Genomic DNA, 23,955 nt, shown 5'->3' with positions numbered 1-23,955 from the left:
ACGCACGGCGCCGTCAGTCGCCGCCCGCGCCCCCTTGACCCTGCTGGTCTTCCCGGCCCTGCCCGCCTTCCCAGTCCCGCAACTCCTCCGCCAGGATGGGCAGGGCCAGATTGCAGGCATGGATGCCCATCACGGTGGTGAGCTGGATCGTCTCCAGGATTTCCGCGCGCGTCGCCCCGGCCTTCAACGCGTTGCGTATATGACGCCGGACGCCGGGGGCATAGAGATGGGTGGTCGCCGCGTTGATCGCGATCAGGATCAATTCCTTGGTTTTCTGCGGCAATGGACCCTTGCGCTGCGGCACGCCGCGAAAGGCCAGATAGGCTTCGAGGAAATCCGGGTCGAATTCCCGGAACTGCTCCCATAGCGGGTTCCAATCCCCCTTGTCGCGATGCGCCCGCGTATGGGGGAAGTCGTCCATGCCGTCCGTGCTATCCGTCGTCATGAGGCTCTCCGCGCGTCGGCCAGCACCAGATCCGCCCCGCGTTCGCCGACCATGATCGCCGGGGCGTTCGTGTTGGAGGAAGGGATCGTCGGAAAGACGGAGGCATCGATCACCCGCAGCCCCTCCGTGCCATGGACGCGCAGATCGGAACCCACGACCCCGACACCGGCCGGGCCGAACCGGCAGGTTCCGACCGTGTGCCAAGCCGTCTGACCGGTGCGCTTGGCATAGTCCAGCAGCGCCTCGTCGGTCTCCTCCGACAGGTCCGGTTGATGTTCCTGGACGATCACCTGGCGGAAGGACGGCTGGGCCGCAACCCGGCCGATCAGCTTCAGGATATTGACGGCGGTCACCGCGTCCGCCGGATCGGCGAAGTAGTTCGGCTCGATCCGGGGAAGCGCCGACGGGTCCGGCGAGGCGATATGCACATGACCCCGCGATTTCGGCAGCAGCTTGAACCCGCCGACCGAGAAGCCGGAGAAACTATCGATGCCTCCCAGCTTGCTGCGTGAATAACGGTCCTTTCCGCTGATCTGGTAAAGCCGGATCATCGTGTCCGCCCGCGTCACGTCCGGGTCGGCGCGCGTGATCGCATGCGCGGTCGAGGAAGTACCGGCGAACATCCCCTTGCGGGTCAACAGATAGCGAATGGCCTCTAAGGTCCTGACCGCGGGATTGCAGACGATATCGTTGATCGTGCGCGCGGCCCGGGTCTCGTAGGTTCGGCGCACCTGAAGATGATCGCTCATATTCTCGCCCACCGCCGGGTTGTCGACGGTGACGGGGATATCGAACCCGCGCAGTCGCTCCCCCGCCCCGATACCGGAGAGTTCGAGCAGATGGGGCGACATGATCGTCCCGGCCGAAACCAACACCTCGCCCCGCGCGCGGGCCTCGAACGCGGTGCCGTTCCGCTCATAGGCGACGCCCACCGCGCGCCGCCCCTCGAACAGGATGGATGTCGCCCGCGCATGGGTCACGATCCGGAGATTCGGACGCTTCGCGGCCGCGCGCAGATAGGCCCGCGCGGTCGACCAACGCCGCCCGTCGGCGGCGGTCTGCTCCAGATAGCGGACGCCTTCATAGCTGACGACGTTGTAGTCCGGCGTCTCCGCGATCCCGGCTTCCTTGCAGCCGCCGATGAAGGCTTCCGAAAGGATGTCCGGATCGCGTTGCTTCAGGTCGGTGATGCGCACCGGCCCGGTTCGGCCACGCCGTGGGTCGTCGGCGAAGGCGTTGCTTTCCATGCGCTGGAAATAGGGCAGGACGTCATCATGTCCCCAGCCGGTCACCCCATCTTCGGCCCAGGAATCATATTCCGCCGGATCGCCCCAGAGATAGGCCATGCCGTTCACCGCGCTCGACCCGCCCAGGACCTTGCCGCGCGGAGAATAGATGCGCTGACCCGCCAGATGCGCCTGCGGCTCCGATTCATAGGGCCAGACATAACGGGCGTTCGTCAGCAATTTGCCGACACCGAGCGGGATATGGATCCACGGATTCCGGTCCGGCCCGCCCGCTTCCAGCAACAGCACACGATAGCGGCCGCATTCGCTCAGGCGGGCGGCAAGGGCAGCCCCGGCGGAACCGGCACCGACGACGATATAATCATGGATTTCCGTCATGGCTGGCTCAGGACGCCTTTCCGGCGCGATGGGCGAAGGAATCGCGGCGGAAGCTGTAAAGCGCGCTGGGATCGACCTGGACGTCGACGACCGCCGGCTTGCCGCAGGCGAGCGCCGCCTTTACCGCATCACCGAGCTCATCGAGCCGCTCCACCCGGAAGCCGGCCGCGCCGTAGAGTTCCGCCACCTTGTCGAAGGGCGGGTTGTGGATGTCCGCGCCGATATAGCGTTCGCCGAAGAAATCGCGCTGATAGGCCTTCTCCGCGCCCCAGCAGCCATTATTCATGACCACGGTGACGGTCCGGATATCATGCTGCACGGCGGTGCTCAGCTCCGTCAGCGTCATGCCGAAACCGCCGTCGCCCATGAGGCTCACGACGGGCCGGTCGGGCCGCGCGAGCTTCACCCCCAGGCCACAGGCGAAGGAGAAGCCGACAAGGCCGAAATCCAGCGGCGTGAAGAGGCTGGGGCTCTCCCAATAATTCAGCGCGTCCGTCGCCTGAAGGCATAACGTGCCCGCATCCATGGTCACCGCCGCGTCCTTCGGCAGCACGTCGCGCAAGGTCTTGAAGACGCCGGAAGGCTGCATCGGCTCTCCCATCACGGCATCGGCGTCGCGCCGGGCGAGGTGAGCGGCGCGCTCCTCCTTGAACCGGGCGAGCCACGCCTCGGCCGCCGCCTTGCGTTCGGCGTTCTCCAGCCGGTCGGCGATCTGCTCGGCGACCGTGGCCGCGTCGCCCCAGATCCCTTGGGCGATCGGGAAATAGCGGCCGATGGCGGTCGGCTCCATCTCCACATGGATGATCGCGGCATCCCGGTTGATGTTATCGTAGGAATAGAAGGTCGAATTGAAGCCCAGCCGCGTGCCGAGGGCCAGGATCACATCGGCCTCCTTCACCAGCCGCGAGGCCACCGGATTGCCGCGCGGCCCCATCTGACCCGCATTCAGCGGATGGCCGAAGGGGATGGCGTCGCCATGGCCGGGCGAGGTCGCGACGGGACAATTCAACCGCTCGGCCAACGCCAGCACCGCGTCCGAACGGCCATTATACTTCACCCCGCCGCCGGTCACGATCACCGGCCGCTCGGCATTGAGGAGCAGGGCCGCGGCCTTGTCCGCCGCCTCCGCCGGGGCGGCGGGTACCATTTGAACGCGATAGCTGCCGGGCTCCGGTTGCGGATCGAAATCCGCCTGCCCGGCCAGCACGTCGCGCGCCAGATTGACATGCACCGGCCCGCGGCGCGGACTCATGGCGGTGCGAAACGCCTCGCGCATGATCTCCTGCACGCGATCCGTGCTCGGCACGCTCCAGGTCTTCTTGGTGATGGGCATGAAGAGGGATTGCTGATCCACCTCCTGGAAGGCGTCGCGATAGATATGGCCCGTCGCCAAGGCGCCGGCGATGGACACCACGGGCGAATAGGCGGCCTTCGCCTGCGCCAAGCCGGTGACGAGGTTGGTGGCGCCGGGTCCGTTCTGGCCCGCCAGGATGACGCCGGGACGGCCGCTCGCCCGGGCGTAGCCGTCGGCCATGTGCGTGCCGGTGCGTTCGTCCCGCACGCCGATCATGCGGATGTCGCGGCTGTCATAGAGCGCGTCGAACATCTCCATCGTCGCCGACCCGATCAATCCGAAGACATGGGAAACCGTCTCGTTCCGAAGGGCCGCGACGGCGGCCTGACCGCCCGTCATCCTGCTCATGATCACATGTCTCCTTTTCCGGCTGGGCTTTAGCCGACTGGCTTGCAATGGCCATCGCTCCGGCGGTCCCGGATCGACGTTGGAACGGACCCTACATAATCGACGACAAGATTGCCAACAATATTGTTGATACTCTATACACAATTATGTCGGGGCTTTGATGTGGCCCGCTCCACGGGGTATCTAGGGGATATCCGAAGGGGACGGGACGGACCCCGGAAAGGAAGCGCGATTGATGAAGACGGCCGCAGACAAGGTGCCGCCGGGTACCCAAGATCGATCCGACGGCCCCGCGGAGCGTAAGCGCGGCGACGGCGCGACGGCGGAGCAGGTGACGGATATCCTGCGCGCCCGTATCTCGCGACACGACCTGCAACCCGGTCAGCGGATCCAGGAAGTCCTGATCGCGACCGAATTCGGGATTTCCCGCGCCCGCGTGCGCGAGGTGCTGGGCATCCTGGAGCAGCGGGGATTGATCGAGCGCATCCCCAACCGGGGCGCCGTGGTCGCCCGGCTGGACGCCAAGGAAGTCTACGAGATCTTCGATGTGCGCGAGGTGCTCGAAGGCCTCGCCGTCCGACTGGCGACCGTGAACGCCCCGGACGGCGCCTGGGACGACCTGATCGAGGCGCTCGGCCCCGCGATGGAGGAGACGATCGAGGCCGGCGACATCGAACGCTATCTGGAAGTGCTGGACGCGGTACGCGAGCGCACGCTGCATTGGGCGGACAGCGCCCATATCACGCATTTCCTCGACCTCGTACTGGACAAGGCGCGCGTGGTCGCCCGGCGTGTCACCTTGCTGCCGGGCCGCGCGAAGGAGGGCTGCGGCATGCATCACCGTATGCTGCGGCACATGGCCGCGCGCGAGCCGGAGGAGGCCGAGCGCTGCAAGCGCGAGATAATAAGAACGGCCCGCGCCTGCCTGGAACGCTATCAAAGCCTGGTGTTCTGACGACACGCGATCGCGATGTAAGCGGAGAGAAAACGCATGGACCAGCTTTGGGAAGTGACGGCGTTGAAATACGCGGAGCGGCGCGACCGTACCCGCGCGGAGAGTTTCCTCTTCGAGGACGATCACGAGAGCGAACACGGCCTGGACTACTTCGTCTGGGTCCTGCGGTCCGGCGGGCGAACGATCCTCGTCGATACGGGCTTCGACGAACGGGAAGCCACGCGGCGCAACCGCCCGGTCCAACGTGATTCCGCGACCGCCGTCGCCGCCCTCGGTATCGATCCGGAGACGATCGACGACGTCATCATCACCCACCTGCACTACGATCATGCGGGCGGGCTGGCACGTTTTCCCAACGCGACCTTCCATCTCCAGGAGGCGGAGATGGCCTATGCCTGCGGTCCCTGCATGGCGCATGCGGCGCTGAACGTCGCCTACGCGCCCGACGATATCTGCGAGATGGTGCGGCGGATCTATTCCGGCCGCGTCGCCTTCCATGCCGGTGACACGGCGATCGCCCCCGGTATCACCGTGCATCTGATCGGCGGCCATACGCGCGGGCTTCAGGTGGTGCGGGTCAAGACCCGGTCGGGCTGGCTCTGCCTTGCCTCGGATGCCTCGCATTATTACGAGAACTTCCTCCAGGAGAAGGTCTTTCCCCTGGTGGTCGATCTGGGCGACATGCTCTCCGGGTTCCGGCGCATTCGGGATCTGGCCTCCACGCCCGGGCTGGTCATTCCCGGCCACGACCCGCTGGTCGGGGACCTGTTCCCGCGCGACGACGGAACGCCGGATTTCGCCCGGCGCCTCGACCTCGGCCCGCTTCCCGGTCCGTGGGACGCGGTCGTATCGCCCGAGCCGTCGGAGAGATGACAACCGCAGCGACCATGCCTTTCCCGGCGCGCGAACCGAACGCGAGCCCACGCCGCAACCGCCCGGGCCTCATGAGAACAGGAGTATCAAGCACATGACCGACGCCTTCATCTGCGACGCCGTCCGCACCCCCATCGGCCGCTATGCCGGGGCCTTGAGCCCGGTGCGGGCCGACGATCTCTGCGCCGTTCCGATCAAGGCCCTGATGGCGCGCAACGAGGGAGTCGACTGGGAGGCCGTGGACGACGCGATCTTCGGCTGCGCCAACCAGGCCGGCGAGGACAACCGCAACGTCGCCCGCATGGCGAGCCTGCTGGCGGGGCTGCCGGTCGAGGTGCCGGGGTCGACGGTCAACCGCCTGTGCGGATCGGGAATGGACGCGGTTGGATCGGCCGCGCGGGCGATCCGGGCCGGGGATGGCGACTTTTACCTCGCCGGCGGGGTGGAGAGCATGTCCCGCGCCCCCTTCGTCATGGGCAAGGCGGAGAGCGCCTTCTCCCGCGCCGCCAGTATCGAGGATACGACCATCGGCTGGCGCTTCGTCAACAAGCTGATGAAGGATCAGTACGGCATCGATTCCATGCCGGAGACGGGCGAGAACGTCGCCGAGGACTTCGACGTGACGCGCGCGGACCAGGACGCCTTCGCCTTGCGCAGTCAGCAACGCGCCGCCGCCGCCGCCGCGAACGGGCGCCTGGCGCGGGAGATCGTGCCGGTCACCATCCCCCGCCGGAAGGGCGACCCGGTCATCGTGGACACCGACGAGCATCCCCGCCCCGAAACGACCCTGGAAGGACTGGCCAAGCTGCGCACCCCCTTCCGCGAGGGAGGCACGGTGACGGCGGGCAATGCCTCCGGCGTCAATGACGGCGCGGCCGCGCTGATCGTCGCCAGCGAGGCCGCGGCGGCCAAGCATGGGCTGCGCCCGCGGGCGCGCGTGCTGGGCATGGCGACGGCCGGCGTGCCGCCCCGGATCATGGGGATCGGCCCGGCGCCCGCGACGGAGAAGCTGCTGGCGCGGCTGGACCTGCCGCTCGACAAGATGGATGTGATCGAACTGAACGAGGCCTTCGCCAGCCAGTCCCTGGCCGTGCTGCGCCGGCTGGGCCTGCCCGACGACGCGGCGCATGTGAACCCCAATGGCGGGGCCATCGCGCTGGGCCATCCGCTCGGCATGTCGGGGGCGCGGCTGATCACCACCGCCCTGCACGAGCTGGAGGCGCGCGGCGGACGCTATGCGCTGTGCACCATGTGCATCGGCGTGGGCCAGGGTATCGCCGTGGTGATCGAACGGGTCTGATCCGCCGCCGGGGGCGGCGGGCGGCGTGGAAATCGCTTCACGCCACCCGCCGCCGCTATTCCGCCAGGATCGACAACCCCATGATGGCGAGGCCCGCCAGCATCAGCAGGATGAATGCCGCGCGGCGCATGGCGGCCTCGCTCATCGGGGGGGGAAGGCGGCCGCCCAGAAGCGTGAAGGCCAGTGTGACCGGCACGGCGAGGGCCGCCTGGAACATCGCGTCCAGCGGCAGCCCGTCCTGCAGCACCAGGAAGCCGAACCGCTCGATCGACAGCAGCAGGAAGATCATCAGCAGCGAATCGCGGATGATCGGCAGCGGCAAGGGCTGGCGATAGAACTGGAAGATGATCGGCGGACCGTAGGCGGTGAAAAGACCGCCCAGGATTCCGGAGACGAAGCCGAGCACGCCGAAGGACGTCCGGCTCGATTCCCTCGGCAATGGTTTGGGGTTGAGCACCAGCATAAGACTGCACCCGACGATCGTCGCGCCGAGCAGGATGCGCAGCAGTTCCTGGCTGGCGACCGTCATCTCCCCCAGCAGCAGCAGCCCCAGATAGATCGTCGGGGCCGAGGCCAGCGAAAGCGGGATGACCCGGCTCCACCGCACCGTGCAGCCGCTGCGCCACAGGGCGATGCTGGCATTGACCAGGGTGATCATGGTGACGACGATCGACGACATCTCGATCGACATGACGCCGAACAGCGCCGAGAGCGCGATCACGATGAGCCCGAGAGCGAAGCCCGTGATCGCCTGCGTGTAGCACCCGAAGGCCACCACGCAGAGAAACACCACCTGATCCCAAATCGGTAACAAGACACGATCTCCCAACCGGGGCCTCCGGCATGCAGGATGAGCGCTCGCTCACCCCGGCGCTCACCCCAGCACGGTGAGCAATCCGATGACGATCCCGGCGATCATCAGGGTTTCCAGGACGATGAGAACAATCGCGGGCCCACCCACGCGCACGAGGCCCATGAGGGACGTCTTGATCCCCAGGGCGGCGATCGCGACGATCAGGCAGAGCTTCGAGGCGGTCTCCAGGAGCGAGGCGACCTCCGCCGGGATCAGCCCGGCGCTGTTGAGCCCGATCAGCGCGAAGAAGGCGAACAGGAAGAACGGCGGGCGCGCCTTCGTCCCCTCCGCCCCACCGCGATGGAAGACCAGGGCGACCACCAGGGCCACCGGCAACAACATCGCGACGCGCAGCAGCTTGGTATAGGTCGCGACGTCGCCGGCCGTGTCGGAGAGGCTGTATCCCGCGCCGACGACCTGCGCGACATCATGAATCGTCCCGCCCAGGAATATGCCCGCCATATGGTCGTCATAGTCCAGCATCACGGTAACGAACGGATAGAGCACCATCGCGACCGTGCTGAGCGTCGTCACCCCTATCACGGTGAAGATCGTGTCGCGCTCGTCGTTCGACCCCTTGGGCAGGACCGCCGCGATCGCCAGCGCGGCCGAGGCCCCGCAGATCGCGACGGCGCAGCCGGTCAACACGCCGAAGCGGCTGCCAAGGCCGAAGACCCGCCCCATCGCCACGCCGAACAACACGGTCGCGACCACGCCGACGACGACCACCGCGATCGGCGCAAGGCCGAGCGACAGGATCTGATCGAGCGTGATCCGCGCGCCCAGCAGGGCGACGCCGATCCGCAGGACCCGGGTCGTTGCCAGCGTGATCCCGGGAACGAAGCGCGGGCTGGACGCGACGGGATTGAGGGTCATCCCGAGCAACAGCACGAAGACCATGATCGGCCCGCCGTAATGATCCGTCAGGAACGCCGCGGCGAGGCCGACGATGCCGGCGACGGCGAGGCCGGGAAAGATCGCGTTGGCCGGCTCCAAGAAGGACAGCCCGCGCGCGAAGGGGCCGGAAGGGGCCGTGTCGCTACAGGATTTCGAAGACATCGTAACAGGTCGCCTCGGGTTCGCGCCGGCCGATGCCGACGGCCACTAGGTCGTTCAACCAGGCATGCGGACCGCTCGTCGCCGCCTCGAACAGGATCAGGCTTCGCAGATAGTAGCTCTCCGGATCGACCGGCAACGCGCGGGCGAAGCGTTCCATCGCCTCGGGCGTGCCGCGCCGCACGCCGCGATAGGACATGAGCAGACGCTCCCCCCCATCGGTCTCCAGGCAGACCCGGACATCGGGCCGGTGAACCCCATCCCGCCCCCCGAGGAGCCAATCGCTGGTCCCGGGCAGGACACGAGCGTTCAACCGGGGGCCCTGGAAGTGACCGCTCTCGAAGCAATCGACCCGGCGCGCGCCGGCGGGTGTGTCGCCGATGATGTGCGAGCGCGCGAACACCACGCGCAGTTCGCCCAGATAGGCCGACTTGAGAGAGGGCGCGGAAATAACGGGATCTCCATTTCCGAACCGCCGCCCCGCACCGATGGGCGCGGGGCGAACGGCTTTCACGGATGAGTGCCTACATGCCGCTGATCGACGGTAGGTAGGTGGACAATTCAGGCAGGCCGACGATCGCCAGCCAGGACAGCAGCAGCACGATGAAATAGGGCACCACGAACGGCACGATCCGCAGGAACGGCACGCCGGTTATACTGCTGGCCACGAACAGGTTGAGGCCGAAGGGCGGCGTGATGAACCCGATCGCCGTTCCCGCCACGAAGATGATCGCGAAATGCGTCGGATCGACACCGACGCCATAGGCGATCGGAGCCAGGATCGGGGCCAGGATGATGACCACCGGCACGCTTTCCAGGAAACATCCCGTTACCAGGATCATCGCCATGCAGATCATCATGGTCGCGTAATAGCCGCCGACACCGTCGAACAGCCCGGCCACGAAGGCCGGCGCACCGATGATCGAGAGGAGTTGTTGCATCACGATCGACACCGCGACCAGCGGCACCAGAAGCCCCGCGATCTGCCCCGAATGGAGCAACACCTTCGGGATGGCGCGCGGCTTGATCTCCCGCGTGATCGCCACGCCGGCGAACAGGCCGAAAACCACCGTCATCGCCGCCGCCTCGGTCGGCGAGAAGATACCGCCATAAATACCGAGCAACACGATCGCGATCGCCACGAAACCAAGATAGGCGCGAAGGCCCGTGCGGACGCAATTGCCGAGCCGCAGCGGCTGGACCGTGCCCCATCCGAACTTCCAGGACAGGACCAGACAGACGATCTGCATGCCGACGATCATCAGCGCGCCCGGCAACAGACCGGCCATGAACAGATCGCCGATCGGCAGGTTCAGCAGGAAGCCGTAGATGACGAAGATGATCGAGGGCGGGATGATGATCCCGACGACACCGCCGGACGCGAGCGTCGCGGCCGAGAAGCGGTCGTCGTATTTTCCCTCCTTCAACTCCTTGTACATGATCGAGCCGATCGTCGCCGTGGTCGCCGCGTTGGACCCGGAGATCGCGGAGAACATCCCGCAGGCGCCGAGCGCCGCCAGCCCGAGACCGCCGCGCACCCACCCGAGGAGCGCGTAGGCGAAATCGGTCAGGCGCTTCGCGATACCGGCCGCGTTGATGATGTCTCCAGTCAGGATGAACAATGGCAATGCCAGGAGACCGAAGAAGTTGATCCCCTCGAACAGCGTCAGGCTGAGATTGGCGAGCGTGAAATCGGTGATCACGCTGGTCCACAGCACCCAATGCGCGATGATCAGAAAGATCGGCACCCCGATGCAGAACAGCACCACGGCGGATACCGAGACGAGAGCGATGAGTTCGCCTTCCATGACCGCCCCCTATTCCGCCATCGCATGGGCGTTGAGCTTGAACGGCTCGCGCCGGCGGAACGCGGCGATGTCCTGCCACAGATTCTGAACGGCCCGCAGGATGATCAGCCCCCAGCCGAAGGGCATGATCAGATAGAACCACCATTGCATCAGATTGCTCGTGCCCGGCACGAAGGCGAAGTTCATCTGCAACAAATCGATCTGATCCAGCGCGTAGTAGATCACGACGACCGCGAGCGAGACCCACATGAGCGCATCGATGATCAGGCAGACGAACTGCATCCCATAGGACATCTGCGCGCGAATCTCGCCGAAGGTCAGATGCGCGCGCTTGCGCACGTTATAGGCCGCCCCCAACCACGTGACCCAGATGAACATGTAGATCGCCACGCCGGCGCTCCAGGCAACCTGGGTCTTGAAGAGGAACCGCAGAACCACCTGTTCGAAGACCAGCCCCGCCATCGCGGCATAGGCGATATAGATGAGAATGGGCTCGATATTGTCGTCGAGCCACAGAATGGCTTTCTTCATATCCCGCGCCCCCGCTGCGTTTCCTGTTTCGACCCCAATTTCTTATCTCCTTTTCGAAAGGGCGACGGGGTGGCCCTTCGGCCACCCCGCGCGCCTTCCGAAATCAGGCGTTCCACCAACGACGCGGCGTGACGTCCTGTGCCGGGGTTTCCTTCGGAATCTCCCGCGCGATGGCGTGGATTTCCGAATAGACATCATGGCCGCCGGACCATTCGTTGATCCGCTCGCGCCACTGCTCCCAGGGCTCGGGAACATGCTCGGGCGCGCACAGCTGCTCGGCCTTGGCGATTTCCTCGTCCGGAAGCTGCGCCACGCGCACGCCGTACTCGTCGAACACCGTACCGGCCATCGGCGGATTGGTCGCCCCGATGAAGTTGACCAGCGCGGCCTCATGGGTGCCCTGGATGCGGGCCTGGGTGAGATAGGCCGATTCCATGATCGCGTCCTGGTATTCCGGCTCCAGCTTCTCGAAGACGTCGAGATTCATCGCCGCATGCTCGGCCCCGCAGAAGAACCGCAGATCCACCGCCTGGGACACGACCGGGGTCATGTTGAAGGCGGCCACCGCCGACATCCACGTCTCCGCCCCGTCGATCAGCCCCTGCTTCAATCCGTCGAGCGTCTCCTCCCAGGCGACCGGAACGGGGTTGAGGCCCATCAGATCCATCGCGATCCGGCCCGGCTGGGAGCCGGTCACGCGGTTCTTGCCGCCCTGCAATTCCTCCAGCGTGGAGATGGTCGGCCGGTCCTTGTACTTCAGGCCCATCATCAGACCGCGCGCCTCGTACATGGTGAAGAGGAACTGCACCTTGTGCAGGCGACGCAGCGGCTCGCGCAGCAGCGTCTCGCTCTTCGGATGATAGAGGAAATGATAGAAGGACGAGCGGCTGGGGAACATATAGGCGAAATCGAGCGCGTTGTAGTAGGGCGCCGCGCCGGCCGCGTTCTGCGTGGACGACGTGAAGATATCGATGATGCCCTGCTGGGTCTTCTTCACGCAGTCCAGTTCATTGCAGATCTGGTTCTCGCCGATGAACTCGACACGGATGGCGCCGTTCGTGCGCTCCTCCAGATCGCGGATGAAGTCGAGGCACCCGACATGGACATATTTCAGGCGTTCGGCGTTATAGCCGGCCCCGCCATAGCGCAACTTATACTTCGGCTCGCTCGTATAGCGGTCCTTCTGGGTTTCCTCGGCCGCGGCCGCCAGCCGCGGCGCGGTGATCGCACCGGCCATGCCGGACGCGGCGAGCATCGTCGACGCCATGCCGTAACGGCCAAAGATACTCATCAGATCCCGGCGGGATACGTTCTTGAACATTTGATTCATCGTTACCTCCCATTTTACCGGACATCCACGGGGTCCGGTTTGTTTCGCGCGGGGCAGATCGTCTCCCCCGCGTTCGATCGGCGAACCGGAAGCTCTTTCGTTTCCGGCACCCTTCTCCAACCGGGCGCGGTCGTATCGGCCGCCCGGCACCCCCGGAGAAGAAGAAAACCTACGGTATTATTTTCTCGTTCCGTAGCCTCTCCAGAGCATTCAGATAACACTCCTCACTATCCATACAGTTGGTGAAGCCTGTTTTTCTTATTTTTATTGTTGATGAAACATTGTCGTATGTACTGCCGAAGATAAAATCACCCCAGCGCCAATTGACAAGCTGATCCATCTTGTAGGATTGAAGACCGTGCTCCGCCACCAGACGATCCCAGACATCCCCCTTATCCCCCATCAGATCGACGAGGGAGCGGGTACGGACCTCCCCGCAGGGAACGCCGAAGAACGCCGCCAGGCGCGGCCATAGATTGCGCCAGCGGAACAGGTCGCCGTTGGTGACGTTGAAGGCCTGGTTGGCACAGCCGGGACGGGTCGCCATCCAATGCATCGACCGGGCCAGTATGTCCGGATCGGTTACCTGGTAAAGCGCATCGAAGCACCCCGCCGGCCCGGGAAAGTTCAAGGGTTGCCCCAGGGCGCGGCAGATCGAGCCGTAGAGGCCGACGATCAACACCTGGTTCATCGGACTGCCGAGCGAGAAGCCGAGCGGCGCCTGAACGCGCACGGCCGACCATGTCCAGGCTTTTCCCTTCTGCCGCGCGGCGATGAAGTCCTGCTGGTCGTAGTAGAAGTTCGGCGGCATGTGCCGGGGGTCGTCCTCCTTCGCCGGCGTGCGATAGGGGCCGAGGTGATTGCCGTACCATTTTTGCCCATGGGCCAGATTGACATGACGCAGGCCGGGCGCCTCCGCCTCGGCCGCGTCCACCAGATTGACCAGCATCGAAAGATTGGCCTCGATCTCCGACACCGGGTCCGGCGCCGGGCGATAGGCCGCGAAGAAGATGTGACTCACATCGGCATTCTCGGCGATTCGGCGCCGGCAATCCGCCGGGTCCTGCAGATCGATGGCGACGCGTCGCGCGCCGTCCACCGTCTCCGGCGGATTGCGCGAGGCCGCGATCGCCGACCATCCGTCCAGACCCGTGAAATGATCCAGCACGGTACGCCCGACCACGCCGCCGGCCCCCACGATCAGCGCGGTTCCCGTCGCGTCGCTCATCTGTTGCCGCCTCCGCCGTGCGACCGCGCCGCCTGGAAGGCTTCGAACCGGGCCATGGCGCCCAGGGCCCGCGCGGCCGTCGCGAAATTCTCGAAAACCGGGATGCCGGCGGCGACGGCGCGGCGGCGTTGTTCGCGCCGGACGCCGTCCACCTCGTCCGTGCCGTCGGAGCGCATCACGATCACCAGATGCGGCGCATCTTGCCCCGCCTGCCCCCGCGCCGCGATGGCGGACTCGATGATGTTCGGCACGATGTCGCTGCCGCGATAGCTGATCAGCACCGGCAGATTGAGGTGCAACAGGATCGCATCCGTCCCCGAATCGTCATGCAGCGCCGGCAGGATATCCGCCGCTACCTTGCCATTGCTGCGGTTGAAGGCATTCGCCGGGAAATCGATCGGGTTGCTCGTGCTGGCCCCATCGGGAATATCCAGCGCGGCCAGCCTCTCCGCGGTTTTCTCGGCGAAAGTCGCGATCTCGAACCCCTGCTCGACGAAACAATCCGTCGCCACCACGCTGGCGCCGCCGCCATTGCCGAACAGCGCCAATCGGCGGCTGATCCGGTCGGGTGATGGGGTGATCGTCTGGAACAGCAACAGGACCTCCAGAAGGTCCTCGATCGTATCGACCAGGATACAGCCCGTTTGCGCCGACAGGGCGCGCCAGATGCGGAAATCGCCCGCCAGCGCACCGGTATGGGAGACCACGGCCTTTTGCCCCTCGGCGCTGCGTCCGCCCTTCAGCAGGACAATGGGCTTGCGTCCCTGGGCCCGACGCAGCAGGTCGAAGAAGCGCCGCCCATCCCCGATATCCTCCAGATACATGCCGATGACGGTGGTTTCCGGATCGTCGATGAAATGCGCCAACAGGTCGTTGGGCCCCAGATCGGCGCTGTTCCCCACGGTCACCACGCCGGAATAGCGCAGCCCCCGCGACTGGCCGGTGCGCACGAAGTCGATGCCGATGCCGCCACTCTGGGAGACGATGCCGATGCGGCCGGGCTCCGATTCCGCGCGACGAACCTCCGCGAAGGCGATCCGCCCGCGCGGCGAATAGGTACCGAGCGAATTCGGGCCGAGGACACGCACGCCCCCCTCGCGCGCCGCCGCGATCAGGGCATTCTGCCCATCATCGTTGGCGCCGCCTTCCCCGAAGCCGCTGGTCATGACCTGGGCGAAGCGCACCCGCCCACCGGCCGACCGCAAGAGATCCGCGACGCCGGCCTTGGGCACGGCGATATAGGCGTAATCCACGGGTTCCGGCGTCCCGCCGAGATCGCGATAGACCGTCAGCCCTTCCAGCGTCTCCGCCTTGGGATGAATGGGGTAGATCGTGCCCGCGAAGCCGAGCGCGCGCAGATTGGCGATGAAGCGGTTGCCGGGCCCCTTGCCGGAGGCCGATACCCCCGCCACGGCGACGGTCCGGGGCGCGAAGAGGGGGGCGAAACTCGCCGGCGGGGGCGCGACATCCTGATCCGGGGAGCGCGACGCCCCGGCATCGCCGGCGCGCAGGACGATGCGCGCATCGACCGCCACCGCGCCCTCGCGCCCGACGATCATCGGATTGATGTCGAGCTCCGCGATCCCGCCGCCGGCCTCCATCAACAGCCCGTCGGCGCCGCCGATGCGCAGCAGGGCGTCGACCAGCGCCTCCTTGTCCTGGGGCGGCCGACCCCGCGCGCCCTCCAGCAAGGGCTTGGCCGTCAATTCGTCCAGCATCGCATACGCATCCGCGCGATCGATCGGGCAGATGCGGAAGGTGACATCGGCGAAGATCTCCACGAAGACCCCGCCGAAGCCAACCATGACCATCGGGCCGAACTGCGGATCATGGAAACCGCCGATCACCATCTCCTGACCGGCGGGCGCCATCTCCTCGACGAGGAATCCCTCGATGGCCGGCGCCTCGCCCGGCCATCCGTCGCGGATGGCGGCGGCGGCCCCGGCCGCGTCCCCGGCCGTGGCGAGACCGAGGCGGACCCCGCCCAGATCGCTTTTGTGCAGGGCCTGGGACGACAGAACCTTTACCGCGAAGGGGGGCGTCAACCGCCCCGCCGCCAGCGCCAGCGCATCCGGCGTCCGCGCCGTGGCCGCGCGCGGAACGCGCACGCCGTAATCGGCCAGAACCTTCTTGCCGAGGCTCTCGTCCAAGGCGCTCCGCCCTTCCTCATGGGCACGCGCCAGGACCGACCGCGCCTCCTCGCGGCCGGTCCCATCCCCCAGTTTCAACGCCGCGTCGCTCATCGCGCCACTCCGCCCGGCATCCTCCACATCGTCCTCAGACTTCCAGAACCAGGACAAGCTGCCCTTCGACCACGGCATCGCCTTCCGCCAGCGCTATGCTCTTGACCGTCCCGTCCTCCGGCGAGGAGACCGGGATCTCCATCTTCATGGATTCCAGGATGACCAAGGTGTCGTCCTCCGCGACCTCGGCGCCGGGCGCGACCATGATCTTCCAAACGGTGCCGGCGATATCACTCTTTACTTCGATCTCGGCCATGGGGTCCTTCTTCTCTTCTCTCTTCGCTTGTTCCGCCGCGCGCGGAGGAGTTGGAGGGTCAGTAGGAGGTCGGCCAATTGGCCAACTTGTGCTCGCCGACCACACCCTCCCGCGCATGCACTTCCAACAGGCGCGTCAGCGCGTCCCGCGTCTCGCGCGGGTCGATGACCGCATGCGTCTCGTAAAGCTCGGCCAAGGAATAGGCGGTTGAATCCTGCTTCAGCTCCGCGACGAGCGAGTCGAAGCGTTCCGGATCGTCCTCGCGCTTCAGCTTGTGGAGCATGTGCACGCCGAGAACCGGGTCGACGAACCCCAGATCGGCCGTGGGCCAGGACAGCACCTCGTCGGAGTTCCGCCCGCCACCCATGTTCAGATAGGCCTGGCCGTAGCTCTTGCGCATGATCACCGAGATCTTGGGCGTGGTGACCAGGCTGATGGCGTTCATCCAGTTCATGATGCGCCCGGGCGCCCAGCGCTTCTCTCCATCGATGCCGATCAGGAAGCCAGGCTGGTCGACCATGAAGACGACCGGAATATTGTAGGAATCGCACAGGACCAGGAAGCTCACCGCCTTGCGCATCGCATCCACATCGATCGCGCCGCCCTTGAACTTCGGATTATTCGCCAGGATACCGACGGAACGCCCATCGATCCGGGCAAGGCCCGTGACGACCGACTTGCCGAAGCGCGCCTTCAACTCGAACAGGCTGTCCGCGTCGACGACGCAGCGCACGATATCGCGAACGTCGTAAACGGCGTTCCGCACGTCCGGCAGGATGTCGAGAATCCGGTCGGCCGCGCCGTCCTCCGGGGGCCGGGCCTCGACCCGGGGCGGCGCCTCGCCGCGGTGACTCGGCAGATAGCCAAGGAAGGTACGAACCGCCTCCAGCGCCTCCTCGTCCGTGTCGACGGCCATATCGACCAGGCCCGTCGACCCGGTATGCAGCCGCCACCCGCCGAGATCCTCGGCTTCCACCGACTGGTTGATCGCGACCGAGGTGACGCGCGTGCTGGCGACGGCAAGGGTCGCGCCCTTGCGCATCACGACGAAGTCCGACAGGCAAGCATACCAAGTGGAGGACCCGTAACAGTCACCCAGCAGCGCCGACACCCAGGGCGTCTTCCGGTCGCGCAGATATTCCGCCGCGTCCTGGCCCAGCATGGCGCGGCCCGCGGCCCCCATGCGATCCGGCATGCGCGCGCCGGCCGATTCTCCCAGGAAAATCAGCGGCAGGCCGCGCTCGCTCGCGACCTCGCGCATATGACGGATCTTCTTGCCGTTGATGGCGCTACTCGTCGCGCCGACGACCGTGAAATCGTTCGAGACAACCGCGACCTCGCGCCCGTCGACACGGCCATAGCCGGCGATCTTGCCGTCCGCCGGCGTCTTGTGACGCGCCTCGGGGCGAATGCCCTTGGCGAACAAACCGGATTCGAAGAACGACCCCCGGTCCAGCAGGACATCCAAGCGTTCGCGCGCATTCAGGTTTCCCTGGTCGCGCCGCTTCGCGAGCTTCTCCTCGCCCCCCATAGCAAGGGCGGTTTGCTTCCGCCGCGCATGATCATCGAGCAAATCGTCGAACGCCACCGATATCCTCCCGCATGAACACTCTTCTTCGTCGGCGCCCCGGGCGCCCTTTCAATATATTCTCGCGGGCTCACCCTATAATTTCCAATATTATTAAATCATGCATCTATAACATTTTAGCATAGAAACGATCACAACACGCGCGCCCGCCCCTGCCCAGCATGGCGTTGATAGATCAAGGCGTTTCATGCCAATCCACAGGACAAGACATAAGCTTTCGGTATATATTAGACCGCGACTATTCATTTCGGAGAAACGCATGGCCGGCGCCCTGAACCTCAAGCAGATCGATGCGTTCCGCTGGGTGATGATCTCCGGATCGACAAGCCAGGCGGCGGCGACGTTGCACATCTCGCAGCCGGCGGTCAGCCGGCTGATCCACAATTTCGAGGAACAGGTCGACTATCAGCTCTTCATAAGGCGCGGCGGGCGACTTCACCCCACGCCGGAGGCCGAGGCTCTCTATCGCGGGATCGAACGCGTCTATCCCGGCCTGACGCATCTCAGCAATCTGATGCAGAACATCGCGCTGACCGACAGCGGTCTGATCCGGATCATCGCGACCATGCCGATGGTCCAGCGGCTGGTGCCGGAGGCCCTGAAGGTCTTTCACGAGCAGATGCCGCAAATCCAGCTCTCGGTGAAGACCATCGTCAAGCGCGAACTGCGGGAGTGGCTGGACGGCCAGCAGTTCGACATTGGGTTGGCGACCCTGCCGGTGGATTATCCGGCGGCCAACATCATGCCCTTGGCGAGCCTGAATTGCGTCTGCGTCCTGCCGCCCGGCCATCGGCTGAGCGAGGCCCCGGTGATCACGGCCGGCGATCTCGCGAACGAATCCTTCATCTCGATCATCCCGGACACGGTCCTGCGCCGCCGCGTCGATCAGGTCTTCGACGAGATGGGGGTGGAGCGCCAACTGATGATCGAGACCCAATCCGGCGCCGCCATTTGCGACATGGTGGCCGCCGGACTGGGCGTTTCGATCGTCGAGGTCTTCACGGCCAGCGCCTTCGCCGACAAGGGCGTGATCCTGAAACCCTTCCGCCCCGCCATCACGCTGCAGTTCGGCATGTTGCTACCGGTTCAGCGTCCGCAATCGCATGCGGTGGAAACCCTCATCGAGGCCCTGCGCGACCGCGCGAAGGGCTTCGAGGAGAGCTTCCGGAACTTCTAGAGAATGGATGATATCATCATGCTCTAAACCGCGACGTGCGGATGGTCAGACGGCCACCGCGCGCATCAACTGGCCGATATCCGCGCACTCCTCCATGCCGGCCATCAGTTCGATCGACCGGACGATCCTGTCCTCCGGCACGATACCCTCGACGCAGCCGCGATATTTCGGGACGCACTCCTCGAAGCCGAGGAGCGCCGGCGGCTGGCCCTTCGCGGTTTCGGGGCGGCGTTCGATGACCCGCCCGTCCTTCAACCGGTAGGTCAGGCTCGGCGTCCAGCCGGTCGGGGTCCAGCCCCAATCCTCGCGCACGACGGTCTCGACCTTCTTGCGGAAGGCCGCGAAGGCGGGGTCCGCGATCTTGTCCCGGCCAAAACCGGCGGGCAGGACGCGGGGTTCCAGCATCGCGATGGCCAGCGAATGAGGCAGGCTGAATTGCGCCTGGATCGGATCGTTCGGCTCGGCATGCTGCACCACGGTCGGAAAGAACGCGTTGACCTCGACCGAGATCGCGTCGATGTCATCGGCGCTCAACCCTTCCTCTTCCTTCACCGCCGCCGTCGTTTCGATCATCCGTTGCAGGTGGTAGCAGCAGGGATAGGACTTGATCCCGATTTCGTTGATGCGGAAGGGCTTGCCCCAATCCTCGATGATGCCCTCCGGATTATCCACCTTGCCGGCCGTGATGATGTTGAACAGCCCGCGCGGCGCCTCGAGGATGTCCTTTTGGCCGGTGAAGCCGTCCGCCGCCAGGAGCGCCGCGGTCAAGCCGTTCCGCGCGGAGAAGCCCATCTCCACGATGTGCGACATGGTGCCCGTCTGATAACCGAGACCGCTGGCCTGGGAGGCGGCGATCGCGATGGCATTGGCGGTCGCTTCCTCGTCGAGCTTGAGCAGCCTGGCGCCGGCGAGCGCGCAGCCGATCGAGCCCGCGAGGCTCAACACCATGTAGCCGAGACGCCTCGCCTCCCGGCAGGCGAGGCCGATGCGCGCCTGCGCCTCGTAGGACAGGATGAAGGCCGCGATGACGTCCTTACCGTCGGAGCCGAGCTTCTCCCCCATCGCCAGAATGGCGGGAAACAGCGTGTAGCTGGACACTGCCTCGGGGAAGCTGTCGTCCTCGTATTCCGTCGCGTGGGCATAGGTGCCGTTGGCCAGCGCCGCCATCTCCACCGGCGCCTTCATGCCGGCGCCGAGGACACTCGCCTCCCCGGCCCCGCCCGCGCGCTCGACATAGCGGGTCATGATATCGCTGCCGACGCAATAGGGACCGGCGACCATCGCGCCCAGCGCGCTCATGGCAAGCGTCTTGGAGTAGGCGACGTCGTGGTCCGAGAAATCCTCGAACCGCGTTCCGGCGACGCGCGCCGCGATTTCCTTCGTGATGTTCATCCCAGGCCTCATGCAGTGACAGCTAAAACATATGTATGATACAAATCTATTATCGACCGATAATCAAGAGGTGTCGCATCCCGCGCCGCCCGCGCCCGGTCGCCTTGCCAATGAGGCCTGGCAAGGCGACCGGGCAAGGCGACCTGGCAACGAGGCCTGGAAGGATGAGGGAATCCTGTCTAGGCTTCGCCACCGGGCCGGGTTCCTCGCCGACAATGCCCGAAAATCGACGGCACGTGACCCGTCGCCGGGCGGCATCTCCCGATAACGAAAGCGACGAGACGCGGATCATGCCAAGACGCTCCCCGACCACCGAGACCGTCCCCCCGACGAAGGCCGCTCAGACGAGCGATCCCAAACCGGCCCGGCGCGGCCGCCGCGAGTCGGTGACCCTGATGGGGGAGTCCCGCCAACCGCTCTATAAAGAGGTGAAGTTCGCGATCACCCGGATGTTGAGCAGCGGCGACATCCAGGCCGGAGAGGCGATCCCGACGGAGAAGGAACTCTGCGCGATGTTCGGAACGAGCATCGGCACGATCCGCCGCGCCATCGACGAGCTGGTCGCCGAACATGTCCTGATCCGCCAGCAGGGGCGCGGCACCTTCCTGGCGCCCTATAGCCCGGAGCGGATGCTGAACTTCTTCTTCCACATCGTCAGCCATGACGGACACCGGGAAATCCCGATCGTCCAGACGCTGTCCTTCGAGGCCGCGACCGCCGACGCGCCGACGGCGGAGGCGTTGGGGCTTCGCGTGGGCGACCCGATCTATCGGGTGTTCAACATCATGCTGATGGGCGGGGAACCGGCGGTTCTGGACGAGATCCGCATCCCGGAATCGCTTTTCCCCGGCCTGACGGAGGCGGAGTTCGTGGCGCGCGACACGACGATCTACGACCTCTATCAGAGCCGTTTCGGCATCAACGTGATCCGGACTTTGGACCGGCTGCGCGCGATCCCCGCCGACGCGCGCACGGCCAAGCGGCTGAACATCGCGCTGGGCACGCCGCTGCTGGAGATCATACGCGTCGCCGTCACCTTCGAGGACCGCCCCGTGGAATGGCGGCGCACGCTGCTCAACACGGAGAATTTCGAGTACCGGAACCTGCTGAAGTCGGACGGCCCCTGATCCAACTCGGTCGGGAGCCGTCCGCTTCCATTCTCGTTCCTCGCCCTCTCCGTTCAGAGATCGAGCTTCAGCAGCTTGGCCGCGTTTCCGTAGAGGATCTTCGGAACGATATCCTGCCGGTAGCCCAGATCCAGGAAGTCGCGCAGCGAATCCTGAATGTCCTTCACCGGATAGGCGGTTCCGAAAAGCGTGCGATCCTCAAGGAACATGTTCGCCCCCTGCACATAGGTATCGGCGCAGATCATGCCCTTCGTCGAGGCATAGAGGTCCGGCGACACATAGATGTTCGGACAGGCGAGCGCGACGACGACCATCTCCTGCGCATAGGGCCAGGCGGCGTGCGAGACGATGATCTTCAGATCGGGATATTTCTGGGCCACCCGCTGGATCGAGACCGGGCTGGACCAAGTGATATCGTGCCCGCCCAGGACCGACAGCAATCCCGAAAGCGAGATCGACACCGGCAGGTCGTATTCCAGCGCGATCTCATAGATCGGATCGAGGCTGGCATCGTCCGACCATCGCGGCTCGCGGGCGGACCCGGGCTCGATGGAAATGCCCTTGATGTTCTCGACCGAGGCATAGTCGCGGATTTCCCCGAGCCCCTTGTCGATATCGTCCAGGTCGACCCCCAGGAAGCCCAGGAACCGGTCGGAATAGCGGTTCACGGCCTCCACGATCTCGGCATTGTCGACACCGCCGAGCGTACCGGCCCCGGAGGAGGCCCTGCCGATCAGGACGCCATAGCGGATGGAGGCGGAATCCATCTCCTCGAACAACAGATCGAGATCCTCCAGCCAGGCGGAGCGCGCGCCCTTGAAGCTGATCATCTGCCGGGGATAGTGCATCGCGGTGCGGAACACGCTGCCCCGCGTCCAGGCGGGAATCGGCGGGCGAAGGCGCATATCGATAATCGGCGGCATCATCATGGTCATCTTCGAATCCTCCCGTTGATACGCGGTTTTCCGCCTAGGCCGTACGGCGCAAGGCGACCCGCGTGTTGTGGAACTCGAGCTCGAAACCGGTGACGTTCGGACGGTCGTTCAATCCACGCAGCAGCGCCTCGACCGGGCTGCCGAGCGTCGCGGTGGTCTTGATCGGCCCCGCCGCCTTCATCGAATCGACCTCGCCGCCCGCGAACATGTAGCGCAGCATCCGCTCGTCATCGTCGAGATTGGGATAGTCGCGCGCCAGCTTCGGGCGGGCCGGCTCCAGCGGTGTCGGCTCGATCGGGATGGCGGGGGAGCCATTCTCCACGATGCGGTCCAGGACGTTCGGATCGACCGGGGACAGAAGCTTGCCGAAATGGCCGAGCGCGTAGCGCTTGATCTCGTCCGGAACACTGCCATAGCGCTCGCCGCCGACGACGTTCAGCATCGCCTGCACCCCGACGATCTGGGAGAAGGGCGTCACCATGATGGGCCAGCCCAATTCCGCGCGGATGGTGACGATCTCCTCCAGGATCTCGTCGAACCGATCCTCCAGCCCCTGCTCGCGAAGCTGGAAGCGCCAATTATTGAGCATCCCGCCCGGCATCTGGTGCTTATAGTGGAACAGGTCGTATTCCATCGGCTGCCCGTGGGGGAAGCCTTCCTGGGCGGCGAGGTCGGTCAGATAGTCGCTGACCTCGTCGATCAACGCGCCGTCGATCGCGGTCTCGTAGCCGGCATGGAAGAGATTGCGCAGCGTGTTCTGCACCGACGGCTGGGCCGGGCCGCTCGCCAAGGGCGCGATGGAGGCGTGAAGCTGATCGACGCCGAGCTTCGTGCCCTCCAGATAGACCAGCGGCGCCAGGCCAGTATTACAATGACTGTGTAATTCAAGTGGGCGGCCGCCCATCACCGCCTTCAGCGCCGGCACCAGCGTGCGGATACGGTCCGGCGTCAGTAGCGCGCCGGAATCCTTGATCATGATCGCATCGACATCGGTCTGGTCGATCAGGGCCTTGGCCGTATTGGCATAGACTTCGTCCGTGTGCACCGGGCTTTCGCTGAAGACCAGGGCGCCGACGGTATAGAGCCCCAGCTTCTTCCCGTGCCGGATGCTGACGGCCATGTTGTCGACATCGAACAGCGCGTCCAGCGTGCCGACGACGGAGAACCCGTTCGCGGCCAGCCGTTCCATCCACATCTCGACCATGTCGTCGGGGGCGAGGCTGAAGCCGATCAGGCTCTTGCTGCGGCAATAGCTCCGCAAGGGCGTGTTGACGAAGCGCTGCTTCATCAGGCGCGCCTTCTCCCACGGGTCCTCGTTGAGATAGCGCACGCAGACATCGAACTGAACCGGCGCCATGAAATCGATCATCTCGAACCCGACGCGCTCCATCCGGTCGGCGATCGGCATCATCATGCCGGTGGTCATGCGGGTGGTCCAAAGACACTGCTGCGCGTCGCGCAACGTGGTGTCGATCAAACCGATCTTGCCGTCCTTCGCCCGGCAGGCATGGACCTTCTCGGCTTCGGTCAT

The 23,955-nt window shown here is 65.4% G+C and carries 21 protein-coding genes; 5 read left to right on the top strand and 16 right to left on the bottom strand.

Annotation, left to right across the window (positions count from 1 at the left end):
- Positions 1-13: 13 nt before the first annotated feature.
- The 3 genes from KAJ83_RS05950 to KAJ83_RS05940 are packed head-to-tail and all read right to left on the bottom strand — an operon-like array spanning position 14 to position 3,772.
- Entirely contained in the window at positions 14-445 is a 432-nt protein-coding gene (locus tag KAJ83_RS05950) for a carboxymuconolactone decarboxylase family protein (protein ID WP_210681107.1), read from the bottom strand.
- Positions 442-2,070, bottom strand: coding sequence for a GMC family oxidoreductase (locus KAJ83_RS05945; RefSeq protein ID WP_210681106.1), 1,629 nt, complete (start codon positions 2,068-2,070; stop codon positions 442-444). Before KAJ83_RS05945 ends, KAJ83_RS05950 begins: the two co-directional genes overlap by 4 nt.
- A gap of 7 nt (positions 2,071-2,077) precedes the next feature.
- Positions 2,078-3,772, bottom strand: a complete 1,695-nt coding sequence (locus tag KAJ83_RS05940) for a thiamine pyrophosphate-binding protein (RefSeq protein WP_210681105.1) — start codon at positions 3,770-3,772, stop codon at positions 2,078-2,080.
- A gap of 235 nt (positions 3,773-4,007) precedes the next feature.
- Here KAJ83_RS05940 and KAJ83_RS05935 point away from each other — a divergent pair, with 235 nt between their 5' ends.
- From KAJ83_RS05935 to pcaF, 3 genes are all read left to right on the top strand, one after another.
- Positions 4,008-4,727, top strand: coding sequence for a GntR family transcriptional regulator (locus KAJ83_RS05935; RefSeq protein ID WP_210681104.1), 720 nt, complete (start codon positions 4,008-4,010; stop codon positions 4,725-4,727).
- Positions 4,728-4,763: 36 nt separating this feature from the next.
- Positions 4,764-5,600: an N-acyl homoserine lactonase family protein gene (locus KAJ83_RS05930; protein WP_210681103.1), complete on the top strand. Its 837-nt coding sequence runs from the start codon at positions 4,764-4,766 to the stop codon at positions 5,598-5,600.
- A 94-nt stretch (positions 5,601-5,694) separates the two neighbouring features.
- Positions 5,695-6,900: a 3-oxoadipyl-CoA thiolase gene (gene pcaF / locus KAJ83_RS05925; protein WP_210681102.1), complete on the top strand. Its 1,206-nt coding sequence runs from the start codon at positions 5,695-5,697 to the stop codon at positions 6,898-6,900.
- 55 nt (positions 6,901-6,955) lie between these two features.
- On the opposite strand, the gene KAJ83_RS05920 is transcribed toward pcaF, so the two are convergent.
- The 10 genes from KAJ83_RS05920 to KAJ83_RS05875 form a co-directional block, all read right to left on the bottom strand.
- A complete protein-coding gene (locus KAJ83_RS05920; protein ID WP_210681101.1) occupies positions 6,956-7,714 on the bottom strand; it encodes a sulfite exporter TauE/SafE family protein in 759 nt (252 codons plus the stop codon).
- Between the two features lie 60 nt (positions 7,715-7,774).
- Positions 7,775-8,812, bottom strand: a complete 1,038-nt coding sequence (locus tag KAJ83_RS05915; protein ID WP_210681100.1) for a YeiH family protein — start codon at positions 8,810-8,812, stop codon at positions 7,775-7,777.
- A complete protein-coding gene (locus KAJ83_RS05910) occupies positions 8,793-9,323 on the bottom strand; it encodes a DUF3237 domain-containing protein (RefSeq protein ID WP_210681099.1) in 531 nt (176 codons plus the stop codon). Before KAJ83_RS05910 ends, KAJ83_RS05915 begins: the two co-directional genes overlap by 20 nt.
- Before the next feature lie 10 nt (positions 9,324-9,333).
- Positions 9,334-10,617 carry a TRAP transporter large permease gene (locus KAJ83_RS05905; RefSeq protein WP_210681098.1) on the bottom strand — a complete coding sequence of 428 codons (1,284 nt, stop codon included), beginning with the start codon at positions 10,615-10,617 and terminating at the stop codon, positions 9,334-9,336.
- Between the two features lie 9 nt (positions 10,618-10,626).
- Complete coding sequence (locus KAJ83_RS05900; protein ID WP_210681097.1) at positions 10,627-11,148, bottom strand: TRAP transporter small permease; 522 nt, start codon at positions 11,146-11,148, stop codon at positions 10,627-10,629.
- A 103-nt stretch (positions 11,149-11,251) separates the two neighbouring features.
- Positions 11,252-12,439: a TRAP transporter substrate-binding protein gene (locus tag KAJ83_RS05895; protein ID WP_210681096.1), complete on the bottom strand. Its 1,188-nt coding sequence runs from the start codon at positions 12,437-12,439 to the stop codon at positions 11,252-11,254.
- Positions 12,440-12,647: 208 nt separating this feature from the next.
- Positions 12,648-13,706, bottom strand: a complete 1,059-nt coding sequence (locus KAJ83_RS05890) for an SDR family oxidoreductase (RefSeq protein WP_210681095.1) — start codon at positions 13,704-13,706, stop codon at positions 12,648-12,650.
- On the bottom strand, positions 13,703-16,027 hold the full coding sequence (locus tag KAJ83_RS05885; protein WP_210681094.1) for an acetate--CoA ligase family protein: 2,325 nt from the start codon (positions 16,025-16,027) through the stop codon (positions 13,703-13,705). Before KAJ83_RS05885 ends, KAJ83_RS05890 begins: the two co-directional genes overlap by 4 nt.
- Positions 15,984-16,205 carry a biotin/lipoyl-binding carrier protein gene (locus KAJ83_RS05880; protein ID WP_210681093.1) on the bottom strand — a complete coding sequence of 74 codons (222 nt, stop codon included), beginning with the start codon at positions 16,203-16,205 and terminating at the stop codon, positions 15,984-15,986. Before KAJ83_RS05880 ends, KAJ83_RS05885 begins: the two co-directional genes overlap by 44 nt.
- A 58-nt stretch (positions 16,206-16,263) precedes the next feature.
- Positions 16,264-17,793, bottom strand: a complete 1,530-nt coding sequence (locus KAJ83_RS05875) for an acyl-CoA carboxylase subunit beta (protein ID WP_210681092.1) — start codon at positions 17,791-17,793, stop codon at positions 16,264-16,266.
- Between the two features lie 259 nt (positions 17,794-18,052).
- Here KAJ83_RS05875 and KAJ83_RS05870 point away from each other — a divergent pair, with 259 nt between their 5' ends.
- A complete protein-coding gene (locus KAJ83_RS05870) occupies positions 18,053-18,970 on the top strand; it encodes a LysR substrate-binding domain-containing protein (RefSeq protein WP_210681091.1) in 918 nt (305 codons plus the stop codon).
- A gap of 45 nt (positions 18,971-19,015) precedes the next feature.
- Here the strand turns inward: KAJ83_RS05870 and KAJ83_RS05865 are convergent, their stop codons facing one another.
- On the bottom strand, positions 19,016-20,362 hold the full coding sequence (locus KAJ83_RS05865) for an MmgE/PrpD family protein (protein ID WP_210681090.1): 1,347 nt from the start codon (positions 20,360-20,362) through the stop codon (positions 19,016-19,018).
- 290 nt (positions 20,363-20,652) lie between these two features.
- Between KAJ83_RS05865 and KAJ83_RS05860 the strand changes: the two genes are divergently transcribed.
- A complete protein-coding gene (locus KAJ83_RS05860) occupies positions 20,653-21,489 on the top strand; it encodes a GntR family transcriptional regulator (protein WP_210681089.1) in 837 nt (278 codons plus the stop codon).
- A 53-nt stretch (positions 21,490-21,542) separates the two neighbouring features.
- On the opposite strand, the gene KAJ83_RS05855 is transcribed toward KAJ83_RS05860, so the two are convergent.
- On the bottom strand, positions 21,543-22,424 hold the full coding sequence (locus KAJ83_RS05855; protein WP_210681088.1) for an amidohydrolase family protein: 882 nt from the start codon (positions 22,422-22,424) through the stop codon (positions 21,543-21,545).
- A 34-nt stretch (positions 22,425-22,458) separates the two neighbouring features.
- Positions 22,459-23,955, bottom strand: coding sequence for a hypothetical protein (locus KAJ83_RS05850; RefSeq protein WP_210681087.1), 1,497 nt, complete (start codon positions 23,953-23,955; stop codon positions 22,459-22,461).

Origin of the sequence: Marivibrio halodurans, from assembly GCF_017963645.1 — a bacterium.
In the GTDB taxonomy this organism is placed as follows: Bacteria; Pseudomonadota; Alphaproteobacteria; order UBA8366; family Aestuariispiraceae; genus Marivibrio; species Marivibrio halodurans.
Note: the sequence above shows the minus strand (reverse complement) of the source record. Positions and strands in the feature narration are given on the sequence as shown.

Coding starts and splice junctions, on each gene's coding strand:
- KAJ83_RS05950 (WP_210681107.1), bottom strand. CDS start 445: ATGACGACGGATAGCACGGACGGCATGGACGACTTCCCCCATACGCGG.
- KAJ83_RS05945 (WP_210681106.1), bottom strand. CDS start 2,070: ATGACGGAAATCCATGATTATATCGTCGTCGGTGCCGGTTCCGCCGGG.
- KAJ83_RS05940 (WP_210681105.1), bottom strand. CDS start 3,772: ATGAGCAGGATGACGGGCGGTCAGGCCGCCGTCGCGGCCCTTCGGAAC.
- KAJ83_RS05935 (WP_210681104.1), top strand. CDS start 4,008: ATGAAGACGGCCGCAGACAAGGTGCCGCCGGGTACCCAAGATCGATCC.
- KAJ83_RS05930 (WP_210681103.1), top strand. CDS start 4,764: ATGGACCAGCTTTGGGAAGTGACGGCGTTGAAATACGCGGAGCGGCGC.
- pcaF (WP_210681102.1), top strand. CDS start 5,695: ATGACCGACGCCTTCATCTGCGACGCCGTCCGCACCCCCATCGGCCGC.
- KAJ83_RS05915 (WP_210681100.1), bottom strand. CDS start 8,812: ATGTCTTCGAAATCCTGTAGCGACACGGCCCCTTCCGGCCCCTTCGCG.
- KAJ83_RS05905 (WP_210681098.1), bottom strand. CDS start 10,617: ATGGAAGGCGAACTCATCGCTCTCGTCTCGGTATCCGCCGTGGTGCTG.
- KAJ83_RS05900 (WP_210681097.1), bottom strand. CDS start 11,148: ATGAAGAAAGCCATTCTGTGGCTCGACGACAATATCGAGCCCATTCTC.
- KAJ83_RS05895 (WP_210681096.1), bottom strand. CDS start 12,439: ATGAGTATCTTTGGCCGTTACGGCATGGCGTCGACGATGCTCGCCGCG.
- KAJ83_RS05890 (WP_210681095.1), bottom strand. CDS start 13,706: ATGAGCGACGCGACGGGAACCGCGCTGATCGTGGGGGCCGGCGGCGTG.
- KAJ83_RS05885 (WP_210681094.1), bottom strand. CDS start 16,027: ATGCCGTGGTCGAAGGGCAGCTTGTCCTGGTTCTGGAAGTCTGAGGAC.
- KAJ83_RS05880 (WP_210681093.1), bottom strand. CDS start 16,205: ATGGCCGAGATCGAAGTAAAGAGTGATATCGCCGGCACCGTTTGGAAG.
- KAJ83_RS05870 (WP_210681091.1), top strand. CDS start 18,053: ATGGCCGGCGCCCTGAACCTCAAGCAGATCGATGCGTTCCGCTGGGTG.
- KAJ83_RS05865 (WP_210681090.1), bottom strand. CDS start 20,362: ATGAACATCACGAAGGAAATCGCGGCGCGCGTCGCCGGAACGCGGTTC.
- KAJ83_RS05860 (WP_210681089.1), top strand. CDS start 20,653: ATGCCAAGACGCTCCCCGACCACCGAGACCGTCCCCCCGACGAAGGCC.
- KAJ83_RS05855 (WP_210681088.1), bottom strand. CDS start 22,424: ATGACCATGATGATGCCGCCGATTATCGATATGCGCCTTCGCCCGCCG.
- KAJ83_RS05850 (WP_210681087.1), bottom strand. CDS start 23,955: ATGACCGAAGCCGAGAAGGTCCATGCCTGCCGGGCGAAGGACGGCAAG.